The sequence below is a fragment of the Eubacterium sp. AF22-8LB genome, from assembly GCF_003458715.1.
Taxonomy (GTDB): Bacteria; Bacillota_I; Bacilli_A; order Erysipelotrichales; family Erysipelotrichaceae; genus Holdemanella.
Map to the genome: position 1 here is coordinate 58887 of NZ_QRVI01000012.1, position 12828 is coordinate 71714.

The window sequence follows — 12828 nt, forward strand, 5'->3', positions numbered from 1 at the left end:
AGATCAAAATGAAAAAAATAGTTACAATGCTTTGTGTATGTGTTTTATCTTTATCATTATTTGGTTGTTCAAAACCAGAAAATAATGTGGAACTAAAAAAGAATGTTTCATGTCAATTATTAGATGTTTTAACAATCACAAATGAATCTGATAATTCTACTTACTATTATTATTTAGCTAGTATTGAGAATAAGGGAAAGAAGCCTTATAATACACAAAATCTATCTTATCGTGTTACGGATGATAATGAGAAAGAAATTAGTGTCATTGATAAATATCAGTCAACACCTACATATGTGATCAATAAAGGTCAAAATACGTATATCTATGGTTATATTGGCTTTCCGAATAATGACCAGAAAAATTTAGGTATTTCTTTCAACAACAAGAAGCAATTTTTGCCTTTTAAAGCTTTCAAGATTCGTAAGGCAAGTGATAAAAATGTAAAAGATTCGAAGGAATTAAAATACACTTTCTTTGAGGATGACACGTTAAAAATGGATGTGGATGCTTCAAAGGCAAAATATGTGTATGAAAATAATGAAACAGTATTAAAAAATGTAAAGATTACATATAAGAATAAAACGGATTCTCGTATTATTGTTCCTTATTTAACTCCAAGTGCAACTCTAGAAGGTATTGATTTAGAGGATAAGGGTGAATTTAAAAGTATGGAAGAAATTCAAAAGCATGATTTTACAACGAATGGTATGGCTCCTAAAACGCAAAGCTTTAAAGCAAGTGTCACAGGATACGTGCTATATTTCTTAGATAAGAAACAAACTGTAAATACCGAAATTGAATTCCATTTTGGCAATGCAGCTCCGGATTTCACAGATAAAAATACAAAGCCATTTATTGTACATATGAATTCAAAAGCGTTTGGAAAATCAAATACATTTAAGATTGGACTTGAATAAAGTCCTTTTCTTTTTAGTTCACATTGTTGTATAATTTTTGCGGTGATTTAAATGAAAGATAAAAAAGGTTTAGTTCTTGAAGGTGGAGGCTTTCGAGGCATGTATACTTGTGGTGTCATTGATGTATTCATGGAAAATGACATTGAATTTGATCATGTGGTTGGTGTAAGTGCCGGTGCCGCTTTTGGATGTAATATTAAGTCGAAACAAATTGGTCGTGCTTTACGCTATAACAAGCGCTTTTGTCAGGATCCAAGATATTCGAGTTTAAAAAGTTTTATTACAACCGGTGATCTTTACAATAAAGAGTTTGCGTATGGAGTTGTACCTACATTATTAGATCCGTTTGATACTAAGGTATTTAAAGAAAATCCATTGCGTTTTACGCTTGTATGTACAGATATCCATACAGGAAAGCCAGTATATCATGATATTGAAGATGGGGATGCTTTAGATATTGAATGGATTCGTGCTTCGGCATCGATTCCTGTTGTATCAAAGCCAGTAAAACTTGATGGGTATGAATTATTAGATGGTGGTGTCAGTGATTCAATTCCAGTTGAGTGGATGTTGCAGCAGCATCCAACAAAAACAGTTGTTGTTTTAACACGTGATAAAAGCTATCGCAAAGAACCGATGAAATTTATGGGTATTATAAAAAGGACGCTAAAAGAATACCCTAAATTAATTGAGTCATTAGAAACACGTCATAGGCGTTATAATGAAACGTTAGAAAAAATAGATCAGCTTGAAAGGGAAGGTAAAATATTTGTAATCCGACCTTCTAAACCGATTGCGTGTGCAATGATTGAAAAGGATCCCAATCATCTTCAAGAAATTTATGATATTGGAAGATGTGATGCATTGAATTGTCTTAAAGATTTAAAAGAATATTTGTGAAGTACTTCACAATCATAAAAGGGTATTTTCAAAGTTCATAAGTTTTGATAAACTAAAACAAATTTAGGAGATGGTTCAATGAAGTTTTTTAAAAAGCCTGGGCGCATTCTATTAACGATTATGATTATACTCGCAATGATATGTCCGTATCGTGTTCATATGTATAAAACTAAAATTGAAGAAATTCAATCTGGTAAACTTCAAATTGAAGATATGCCATATGCAGCATCGGATCTTCATCCGTATTCTGCATATTTGATGGCAATCCCATATATCATAATCGAAGTGACATTATTATCTTTATATTACGTAAGAACCAGAGATGCATAGACTCTCTGATTTAACTTGAAAACAAAAAAGATGAACAACTATACGTCTCAATGCAAATAAGAAGATCTATAATATAAAGCAGTTATTATCAGATATGCGTTACAATTGTATATAAAGATACAAAACATAATAACTACATGTTTCATTGCACTTTAAATGTAATATGCCTGGTTTATAAAAATAACTTCATTAAACAAAAGCAGATTTGTTAATAATCCTACATTATTTAATAAATCCGCTCTTTTTTATATCTATAAATATTACATAAGGTACATTATGCGAAGTTCTTGCTCTTTTTAAGAAGCCTATTCATTTGCTTTATTGTTTTCATGAAACTAACAGCTTCTTTAAGAAACTAACAACTTCTTTTACTAAAATATCTTGTTTACGTAATATGAAACTAACAGCTTCTTTTACGAAAAAGATTTGTTCTAACTTCATGAAACTAAGAACTTCCAAAGTTTGTTTTGCTCATTTGTGAATGCACAAAAAAACAAAGAAACATTGAGTCTCTTTGTTCTATGCATTCGAGATGTAATCACAGATGTTCTTAGATGCAGGTGCTTTTGATGAAGGTCTTCTCTTTTTACGAGTTGGGTTTCGTGTGATGATGGCAACTACCTCTTTAGCAACTTCAGTTGGTTTCATACGATGATATTCATCTTCTGCCAAGATTTGTCGAACATATCGTGCGATATCGTCTGATGTTACATCTGTATAGATTTGATGCACTTTGCCAATCACGATGTTGATCATCTTGCTTTCGTAAGCTAAGTTCTCAACATTTGTTTCTGGCATCTCGTATTTGTTCTTGTCACTTTCGGCAAGCATCAGAATCTGTTCATCTTCCATTTCTTCAACCTTTGCCTGATTGACCATGTCGATAGCTCCCTTCAGCTGACCAAAGTGTTTCTTGCTGACTGACTTGATGAACTTTTCGTTAATGATGACGATTGTACCCTTTGACCGATTGTCCAGATATTCAATCATGATCCATTTGTACAGCCAGATGAGCATATTGATGATTCCACCTGTACACTCATACAGAGTATCTGAAAGCTCTTGTGCCTGTTCTTTCGTAATCGGTTTATCAAGCCACTGCCAAGTTAAAAGCTACTCAACAGGAAGTTGAAATACTCCTAATATCCGAGAAATCCGAGATCAGCGTGGCATTTACCAAGATGACCTTACCGCTGCTATCGGATTCAGCACCAAAACTGTCGGCAGGATAGAACGTGGGGACAGCACCCCATCTGCCGAGTTTATACTACGGATTTCTAAATACTTTAATTTATTGGTGGAAGATGTATTCCATGTAGAAGATTGAGCTGGGTAGATGCCACCCAGCTCTTTTTATGTTTGAATCGTCAACCTTCAATTCGATTATGTTTTCATCTCCAAACACATTTTTTCATCCAATGCAATGTTATATTAAATGAAAAAATCATTTGATATCATAACAAAAGTTATATTATTCTCTTCTTATATGTGCATATAATCCCAACTATAATGATAGTTATGTAATAAAGAATAGTACGAGCATTTTTAATTTTATCAGCTATCATAATTCTGTATGCCTCCTTCTTCCATGAGATTACAGCAAACGTAGTAGTAATGTCTATCAAAAGGCTTTTACATATTAGATAAAAGCATGAAAAATTTCTTTTACATAGCTTAATTGCGGTCTATTTAGCTTGTTTCTTGACTACTCAGGAAAAATATTTCTACCCTCGCCCCACCTGTATTTTCAGAATTTGCAAGTTTAATACCTCCACCATATTTTTCAGCCACAGTTTTTGCAAAAAATAGTCCCATCCCATAATGGGCTTCGCCATTTCTACTTGTGTCATCCATAAAAAACTGCTCTGTGCCATGCAATAATGCTTCTTTTGTAAATCCTGATCCGCTATCCTCCACAATGAATGTCAGCCGGCCATCCTGCTCCTTTGCGTCAATATAAATGATTCCATTTTCTTTTGTATGCTCCACTGCATTCTGAATCACATTCATTACGGCTCGGAACATTGGATCATAAGCAATCGTTATCTTTTTATCACTTTGTTCCGCCTTCCAATCCATCTTCTGGTGATAGATTTCTACCAGTTCGAGTGCCTGTTCCTTTATATCTGCGAAAAAATCTTCTAACCTCACCGTTGTATAGGTAACATCACTGCAATTCCATGATTTTGTGACATCTATCAACTGTTTTACATAACTTTGTATCTGTGTTGTGCCGTTCAAAACATAAGTGATATTTTTCTTCTGTTCTGTGGTCAGTTCAGTCTCTGAAAGTAGTTCTGCATTTCCCCGTACAATCGTAAGAGGTGTTTTAATATCATGCGCCAAAGCAGACATCTGCTGTTTCTTTTCCTGCTCTGTTTTCCACTGCTTTTCTAAAGATTCTCGCAATGCATCTCGCATATCATCGATTGCCGATAAACAGTCATCAAACTCTTTGATACCGGAACAGGATGTCTCATATTCCAGATTTTGATCCTTAATTTGTCCGATTGCGTCTAATACAGGCTGCATCTGCTTTTTGATTCTTTTTCCAAAACGTATGGACGGAATGATGATAATCGCTACCGCTCCAATCACAGACATAATACTCATCACATTCTGTGGTCCTATAAAATGCTCCCTCAAAAAAGCTGAATGATATTGAGGTGTCAGGCGATATTGCAATACAACATATTCATTTTCCCTTACAATTACTTTATAAAAATATTTCCCGGATGCGTTTCCGTACTTTACAACATTCCATGCTATCTGTTCGTATTGTTCTGACAGATCTCCACCTATTTTCTCTCCATTCTCTGAAAAGATTACATAATCACAAAGTTCGGGAATCATCTCAGCAGTTACTTTATCTGCACGTAGAATCGTATCATATGCTTCATTAATCTTTTGCTCTGCATAATTTGCCGGATAAATACAGCCCACACTAATCAAAAGGGACAGCAGTAGCCAAGCAACAATCACCAAACCTACTAATGATCCAAGCATGACCAGTACATATCTCATAAAAATCCAGCTGAGTGCATTGCTTCTCTTTACTCTTCCCATTTATATCCAATCCCCCAGACTGTTTTTATCGGCATATAATCATAATCCGCAAATTTTGCTCTTATATTTTTGATATGCGTGATTATAGTACTGTCATTACTCTCATTGTCAAAGCCAAAGACCGCTTCCAATATCTGTTCCTTCGAGAAAACCTGTCCTCTGTTTTTAGCCAGAAATTCACAGATTTCGTACTCTGCTTTCGTAAACGGAAGTACTTTATCATCCATCAACAGTTTCTTTTGAGACATCTGAATGCAGACTCTCCCTAAAACCATCCTGACAGAATGTTCCCTGTGCTCTCTTCTAAGATGTGCATTGATCCTTGCCCGAAGTTCCATCACTCCAAATGGCTTTGAAATATAATCATCTGCTCCTAAAGAAAGTCCGTTTACCAGACTGTTTTCCTCCGTTTTTGCCGTAAGAAACAAAATCGGACAATCCACAAGTGTCCTAATTCTTTTGCATAATTCGAAGCCATCAATTCCAGGCATCATAATGTCCAGTAAAATCAGGTCATAACGATGTAATTCTTCCATATTAATTTTTAGTGGATTACTTACTTTGGTAACCAGATGTCCATCCTTATTCAAAATGCTTTCTATCATTTCCAAAATTGCCGGTTCATCATCAACTGCCAGTATTTTTGCCATAGTTGCCCTCGATTCTATTCCGATATTCTGTTTCCTTCCCAGTGGTTTACCCACCAAAAATAGTATACCATACTAATCCCTGTAAATATTAAGCAACCTGGTATGAATGACAACCATTCACCTACACTAGTTTCTCCCAATACAGATTGCAGATAAGTATATGGGACTCTACCCGTCCAGCAGACAAATACATATTTCCACACATAATCTCCAAGTCCGGTAAGCATCAATGCACTAATTAATCCTGATATAATCCCTGCTCCAATGGATACCCCTTTTCCAAACTGAAAAGCCAGAATCAGCTGCCACAGATAAAGTGGAACACTGCTTACCCACAGCAGCAATGCTGCAAATATACATCCTTTCATGATTTCGATATCGCTTGATACGATTCTTCCAAATCCAATTCCGAATATGATTGCTGTCAATAGGATAGAGCACAGACACAAAACCAGTAGCATCAACAGTTTCGATAAAAATGCTGCAGGTTTATTCGGTAAAGACAACAGATTTTGAAAATCACCTGCATTTTGTTCCTGTTCCATCACACTTGCTGTAAAAATTCCAATAAGTACCGGAAGTCCTGCTCCTATTGCCTGATAAAATGCAATCACTTTCATATTTTCATTCCATGGTGAAAAAAAGTAATATATTAAAAATATAACGCTGGTTATAATCGGAATCAGTAAGTGTGCCAGAATAACAGATGTTCCTTTCATCTTTCGCAAGTCTGCATTAAGAGATCTTCCAATCATCTTATTTCACCTCTCTTCTCTCAAACCATTTCAAAAACAGAACCGTTACAAAAACAAACCAGATGATTGAGAGACACATTCCCGGAACAATGACTCCCGTATCCAAAAGAGGATTCCCTGCTTCTGCGGCAAGTCCATTTGGTAAAACATGAAGCAACGGGCACATCATTCGCATAGGGATTGCAGAAACAAGTACATACCAGATTCTGGTTTGTGATATTACCACACCGCTGACGGTAATAAATAGGCAGACGAACAGGTTTACAATCATTCCAAATCGTTCACTTAAAAATAAAGCTACCGGAATCTCCCATAACTCAGAAACCGTCAGAACCAATACTGCAATCAACGCTCCTCCAACTGGAACATGTGTCGTTAGAAGAAAGCCTCCAAGCGTTGCTCCTGCAAACACAATCACATTAGAAAACAAAATCATGTACCCAATATAAATAATTTTCCCCAGCAACAATTTTCTTCTGTCTGTGGGAATAGTTATTAAATGATAGTATTTTATCTTTTTCTCCTGCGCCACAGAAAGATAACAAAATAGAGCAATCATCCCCGGCAGCAAAAGTGTATACCACCAGTTCCAAACACTTTCTGCATAAGCATTTGTCATCCCAAGAGTAAATATAAATGCCATGACAAATGTAAGAAGAGGAAATCCCCAGATAAACTTTTTTCGCATGGTTCTTTTAGCTTTTTGATGTTCTGCTTTTATAATATTAACCATGGATTTCACCTGCTTTCTGGTTTTTTCTTACCACATTCATAAACAAATCTTCAAGATTATCTCCCTGCTTTAATGCTCCTTCGTATCCTAAGATTCCACCTGAAATAATCCCGACTTTATCTGCAAGTAACTGTACTTCTGAGAGAATATGACTGGAGAGAATTACAGTGATTCCCTGTTCCGGAAAAGACCGGATCAGCTCTCGTAATTCCTCGATGCCTATTGGATCTAATCCATTCGTAGGTTCATCCAATATCAAAAGTTCCGGTTCTCCAAGCAATGCCATTGCAATGCCTAGTCTTTGCTTCATCCCCAAAGAAAACTGTCCTGCTTTCTTCTTTCCGGTGTTTGTAAGTGATACAATCTGCAAGACCTCATCAATTCTGTTTTCATCTGTACCAAGCAATAATTGTCTTACCTTCAAATTCTCTCTGGCGGAAAGATTTTCATAAATAGGCGGATTTTCAATTAACGCTCCTATTTTTGATAAATCTTTCCTATCCAAAAGTTTTCCATCAAAGTAAATCTTTCCTGCAGTTGGTTTCATCATACCAGTCAACATTTTCAATGTGGTAGATTTTCCCGCACCATTCGGTCCAAGCAGTCCATAAATCTGTCCCTTTTCGATATTAAGTGAAACATGATTTACCGCTTTCTGCTTTCTAAAATATTTACATAGATTTTGTGTCTGTAACATCATTTCCATCTTTACTATCCTTCCTTCTATATTTCATTTCTTACTGAAATATAAACTAACAGAAAAAAATAAAGATTTGATGAAGATTGCTAAATAATTCGTCTACTCTATTTTATGAGTCCTTTTATCTTGAATGGAAAATGATTAACCTTTTTCTATTTCATCCTTTTTCTTTTCAGATCCAATCATTTTCTATTCGATACAGCATAAAACATCTGTAATTTTGAACGTTTATTCCAAAATAATCAAAACATTATAATATTATTTTATGAACAAATGATAAATTCTATACAAAAAATCATCATCTGTTATTGAGAAAGCTGGGCTTATAATGGTATAATGCGTTTGCTGGATGAAATTTATACTCAACTAATTACTTATCCAGTTTTCCTATTTCTAGAGCTGAACTATTTAACCTCATCCTATAGTTCAGCTTTTCTTTTATTTAAAATTGGAAATTCTATTGGCTTAGTGATATAGTACTCTATGCGAATACGGATGAAAGGTCGTTTTTAGGTTTATTTATGAAAAGTAAAATATGGTTAGGACGAATTATCCCCTTAATTATAATTGTTTTAGGTGAACTCGGATTGTATTACTTTCTATTTGAATGGTTAACCACATCCTTTGTATTAGTAGAAGTTATTCTACACATATTGTCAATTTTAATTGTATTAAACATTGTACGTACCAGTAGACATCTATCGAGTGATTTGATGTGGATCATATTGATTATGTTATTCCCTGTTTTTGGTACCTTTGTGTATGTATTAATGCTTTTAAGCCTTTTATTTGGTAAAACCTTTCGAAATATCATTATCGAACAAAAAAAGGCTGCAAACTATTATGAGCAAGAGGAAGCTATTATTTCAGAAATTAAATTGGAAAATCCGGATTATACTTCGCATTTAGCATTTCTTCAAAAGGAAGGATTTCCCTTCTATCGAAATACAGATTTTGCTTATTATGCACCATGCGAAGCTGGGTTTGAAACCATGCTGGAAGAACTACGTAAAGCTGAAAAATACATTTTTATGGAATACTTTATTATTGAAGAAGGAATGATGTTTAATTCCATCCTTTCCATTCTAGAAGATAAAGTAAAACAAGGTGTAGAAGTTCGAGTTATGTATGATGATATGGGCTCATTAGGAACGCTTCCTGCATCCTATGCAAAACAATTAGAAAAGAAAGGAATTAAGGCCGTATCCTTTAATCGCGTCTCTCCTATTATTAATACGATCATGAATCATCGTGATCATCGAAAAATATTAGTGATTGATGGTAAGGTTGCCTTTAGTGGTGGTGCTAATCTAGCCGATGAATATATTAATAAGAAAGTTAAATATGGACATTGGATGGACAACATTTTCTGTGTGAAAGGAAATGCTGTTTGGTCTTATCTAGTCATGTTTTTGACAAATTGGAATGCCTTGCGCCACGAAGACTTTGACTATTCTGTATTTAAATGCACAGATCCAATAGATGAATCGCAATATGATGGATATATTGTCCCTTACGCAGAAACACCATTAGATGAAGAACTAACCGGTCAATCGGTATATGAAGATTTATTAAACAGTGCTAATGAATATGTATATATAATGACACCCTATTTGATTATTGATTCTGAAATGATTAACACACTGATTCATACCGCCAAAAAAGGTGTGGATGTACGTATTATTATGCCTGGGATTGCCGACAAACAAATTGTTCACGATATAGGAACTACCTACTATGCTCAATTGATTCAGGGTGGAGTGAAAATCTATGAATATGAACCTGGATTTGTACATTCTAAAGTCTTTATTTCCGATGATACGTATGCGACTGTAGGAACTATTAACTTGGACTATAGATCTCTTTACTTACATTTTGAAAATGGTACTCTGTTATATAAATCTAAGAAGATCATGGATATGAAACAAAACTTTTTTGATACACTTTCACATTGTAAAGAAATTCAAATCGAAGATACGCACGTCAATATTGTAAAAGGCTTATTCTTAAGCATTATTCGTATTTTTTCACCATTATTATAAAAAATAAAAATGTAAGGTTTTAACCTAATGGTTAGCCTTGCATTTTTAGTAGAATTAAAATAATGATTTTACACAACCATACATTCCAGCATCATTTTCAAGTTTAGCCAAAACAATTGGTGTATTTTTACATGCATGGAATGCATATTCTTTAAAGAATGTGCTGATTCTTGAAGTTAGGATATCTCCAGCTTTAGAAACGCCACCACCAATCACAATGATTTCTGGATCAATCACACTACAAACTTGTGCCAATGCCTTTGCGAGAATTTTACAAGTGGAATCCACTAATTCGTTAGCAACAACATCCCCTTTTTTAGCCTCGTCATAAATGTGTTTAGCTTCTAAACAATCATAATCACGTAAACCAGAAGAACAATCATCCATATCTAGCAACTTCTTAGCCTGAGTAACAATTCCAGTGGCTGAAACATATTGTTCTAAACATCCATGATTTCCACAGTTACATGGAGTTTTCTCATCATCCTTAACAGGCATATGTCCGATTTCTCCACCAGCACCATGAATTCCGGAAACAATCTGTCCATTTAAAACACAACCGCCACCAACACCAGTGCCAAGTGTAACCATCAATACATCTTGATATCCTTTCCCAGCACCTTGCCACATTTCACCAAGTGCTGCAACATTGGCATCATTGCCTACTTTAACAGGAAGGCCTGAAATTTCATGGAATTCTTTTTCAACATTCAATGAATTCCATCCTAAATTCACACATACACTCACAAAGCCATTCTTATTTACTGGTCCTGGTACACCTAAACCTACACCAATCACATCACTTTTTTCTATGCCTTTCGATTCAATAGTACGATTAATAAAATCAGCAATTTCAGTAAGAATATATTTTCCATTATCTGTTTTGTTTGTTGGAATTTCCCATTTTTCCATCAAATCTCCATCCACTGAAAACAATCCAATCTTTATTGTATATCTTTCACATCCATATGGAGTTCCATCACATAATGCATAATTACCTGAATATTCAATAACTTTACCACTCTTTAGATGCAAAGTATAATGGCAACTACACTCACCACATAGTAATGGTCTATATGTTTTTTCACTACCTAAATTTATTCTAATTTCATCAAAGAAGTCAGAAATCTTTGGTTTAGACAAATGATAAATTTTATCATTTATTTGCACTGTTCCATTTATACGTATTGATATACTAATTCTTTCAATGAGTGGCCCCATCGTTTAAAAATACAATCCAGTTGTACAATTTCTTCATTTCTAAATCATGAAACCATTCTGGTTCTTTGAAGATTTAAAAGTAAGACAATGGACGTGTCCAAAATGCCATTCAAATCATGACAGAGACGTAAATGCATCTATTAATATATTGATGCAAGGCATATTAGCAAATTAATCAAAAAAATTAGATAATACAAATCAAGCCTAATTCATAAAATTTTGTGTCTTTCCATGAAGGACACATTTTTTGATGATTTTCCACGATAAAAAGATTGGATTTCTCCAATTTTTTAAATTTTTGTTTATAATGTATTCAAGACTACCTTTCATATGTGGTCTTGTTTTTGCATATACCGTATATTATTTTTAACAGTTTGGCGGTACATGCGGTTTTGGCAGCTTTCGAATTTAGCGGGTTCGATTGCTGCTTTTTCTTTTGATAGAATTGATTCATTGGATTATCTTTAGCTCCTCTTATAGAACATCCTACAGCCAGAAACAATAGACACCTTAGATATTTATTTCCTTTTTTGGATATCTTTAAATGTTTTCCATCCTGGTCTCCTGACTGATATATATGCGGATCCAATCCTGCATATGCCACAAGTGCTTCTCTTGATTTAAATTCTTCTATATCTCCAATCTCTGCAATGATCCTTGCAGCAAGATTGGTCCCTATTCCATCAATGCTTAAGATATATCTATATTCTTCTAAAGTAGAAGCAACTGTTATCATTTCATTCAATGTTTTTTCACATTCCCTCTGTGTTTCGATTACCTTATCAAGTAATATTTTAAATATTTCAACTTCTACATCATCCTTTTCACATCCGGGATATGTCTTTTTCGCAAATTCTATTATTTTTAATGCATATTCTAAAGATACCTTATGATTATGACATGTATTTTTCTCAAGATATCTGGCAACTGTTTCAGCCTTCTTGTTCTTCAATAAATCCGGATGTGGATATTTTTTTAGGATTGTCATTGGAATATCACTGTATCCATCCTTAAATAAATCAAGATATCCCGGAAAACAGATACTTAACTGATTTTGAAATGTAACCTTGTATTTTCTAAGATGATTCAACTGATCTTCATACAATCGATTCTTTTTCCTGAGCCAGTTATATGTTTCATCCTTCTTTTTTAGTTCCATCATTTTTTCTTTATCATAATAAACTTTTGAAATAGATATTGGATCAAGCTTATCCGTCTTCTTATTATGTATTTCTTCTTTCCGTTTTCTGGCAGATTCTAAAGGATTGATCATATATGTCTTTATACTGTTCTTACTTAGAAATCTTTCTAAAGGTTTTGTATAAACACCGGTTGCTTCAAATACGGCACATACCTTTTCATTGGTTTCAGCTTCCAACTTTTGAATATCTTCTAGAAGTCTTTTGAATCCTTCAATATCATGATCAATTTTCTTTACTTTGCCAAAACGTTTATTTGGTACTATGTCAAGAAAAAGGACTCATAAAATAGATAAATTTTAAATTTTAATG

14 protein-coding genes are annotated in these 12828 nt (G+C 34.2%); 6 read left to right on the forward strand and 8 right to left on the reverse strand.

The window, feature by feature from the left end; translation table 11 throughout:
* Window positions 1–8 precede the first annotated feature (8 nt).
* From DWY01_RS06200 to DWY01_RS06210, 3 genes are all read left to right on the forward strand, one after another.
* Entirely contained in the window at window positions 9–920 is a 912-nt protein-coding gene (locus DWY01_RS06200; RefSeq protein ID WP_117995008.1) for a hypothetical protein, read from the forward strand.
* A gap of 51 nt (window positions 921–971) precedes the next feature.
* Window positions 972–1820, forward strand: a complete 849-nt coding sequence (locus DWY01_RS06205) for a patatin family protein (protein WP_117995012.1) — start codon at window positions 972–974, stop codon at window positions 1818–1820.
* Between the two features lie 78 nt (window positions 1821–1898).
* Window positions 1899–2150: a hypothetical protein gene (locus DWY01_RS06210; RefSeq protein ID WP_117995016.1), complete on the forward strand. Its 252-nt coding sequence runs from the start codon at window positions 1899–1901 to the stop codon at window positions 2148–2150.
* 519 nt (window positions 2151–2669) lie between these two features.
* Here DWY01_RS06210 and DWY01_RS06215 read toward each other — a convergent pair.
* Entirely contained in the window at window positions 2670–3167 is a 498-nt protein-coding gene (locus DWY01_RS06215; protein WP_117995018.1) for a hypothetical protein, read from the reverse strand.
* Between the two features lie 136 nt (window positions 3168–3303).
* On the opposite strand from DWY01_RS06215, the gene DWY01_RS06220 reads away from it, so the two are divergent.
* Complete coding sequence (locus tag DWY01_RS06220) at window positions 3304–3477, forward strand: helix-turn-helix transcriptional regulator (RefSeq protein WP_371412818.1); 174 nt, start codon at window positions 3304–3306, stop codon at window positions 3475–3477.
* 362 nt (window positions 3478–3839) lie between these two features.
* Here DWY01_RS06220 and DWY01_RS06225 read toward each other — a convergent pair whose 3' ends face one another.
* From DWY01_RS06225 to DWY01_RS06245, 5 genes are read right to left on the reverse strand one after another with little or no spacing between them, the layout of a single operon-like run.
* Complete coding sequence (locus tag DWY01_RS06225) at window positions 3840–5216, reverse strand: sensor histidine kinase KdpD (protein ID WP_117995023.1); 1377 nt, start codon at window positions 5214–5216, stop codon at window positions 3840–3842.
* The gene (locus DWY01_RS06230; RefSeq protein ID WP_117995026.1) at window positions 5204–5866 is read right to left on the reverse strand and encodes a response regulator transcription factor; all 663 of its coding nucleotides are present in this window, start codon (window positions 5864–5866) and stop codon (window positions 5204–5206) included. The genes DWY01_RS06225 and DWY01_RS06230 overlap by 13 nt, the downstream gene beginning before the upstream one ends.
* A 14-nt stretch (window positions 5867–5880) precedes the next feature.
* Window positions 5881–6621, reverse strand: a complete 741-nt coding sequence (locus DWY01_RS06235; protein ID WP_117995030.1) for a lantibiotic immunity ABC transporter MutG family permease subunit — start codon at window positions 6619–6621, stop codon at window positions 5881–5883.
* A 1-nt stretch (window position 6622) separates the two neighbouring features.
* Entirely contained in the window at window positions 6623–7354 is a 732-nt protein-coding gene (locus tag DWY01_RS06240; RefSeq protein WP_117995035.1) for a lantibiotic immunity ABC transporter MutE/EpiE family permease subunit, read from the reverse strand.
* The gene (locus tag DWY01_RS06245; RefSeq protein ID WP_117995039.1) at window positions 7347–8060 is read right to left on the reverse strand and encodes a lantibiotic protection ABC transporter ATP-binding protein; all 714 of its coding nucleotides are present in this window, start codon (window positions 8058–8060) and stop codon (window positions 7347–7349) included. Before DWY01_RS06245 ends, DWY01_RS06240 begins: the two co-directional genes overlap by 8 nt.
* Before the next feature lie 515 nt (window positions 8061–8575).
* On the opposite strand from DWY01_RS06245, the gene cls reads away from it, so the two are divergent.
* Window positions 8576–10096, forward strand: coding sequence for a cardiolipin synthase (cls, locus tag DWY01_RS06250; protein WP_117995044.1), 1521 nt, complete (start codon window positions 8576–8578; stop codon window positions 10094–10096).
* Window positions 10097–10150: 54 nt separating this feature from the next.
* Here the strand turns inward: cls and DWY01_RS06255 are convergent, their stop codons facing one another.
* Window positions 10151–11317 carry an ROK family glucokinase gene (locus DWY01_RS06255; RefSeq protein WP_199519899.1) on the reverse strand — a complete coding sequence of 389 codons (1167 nt, stop codon included), beginning with the start codon at window positions 11315–11317 and terminating at the stop codon, window positions 10151–10153.
* 46 nt (window positions 11318–11363) lie between these two features.
* Here DWY01_RS06255 and DWY01_RS06260 point away from each other — a divergent pair, with 46 nt between their 5' ends.
* A complete protein-coding gene (locus DWY01_RS06260; protein ID WP_199519900.1) occupies window positions 11364–11492 on the forward strand; it encodes a zinc ribbon domain-containing protein in 129 nt (42 codons plus the stop codon).
* Window positions 11493–11636: 144 nt separating this feature from the next.
* On the opposite strand, the gene DWY01_RS06265 is transcribed toward DWY01_RS06260, so the two are convergent.
* A complete protein-coding gene (locus tag DWY01_RS06265) occupies window positions 11637–12782 on the reverse strand; it encodes an IS110 family transposase (RefSeq protein ID WP_117995047.1) in 1146 nt (381 codons plus the stop codon).
* Window positions 12783–12828 lie beyond the last annotated feature (46 nt).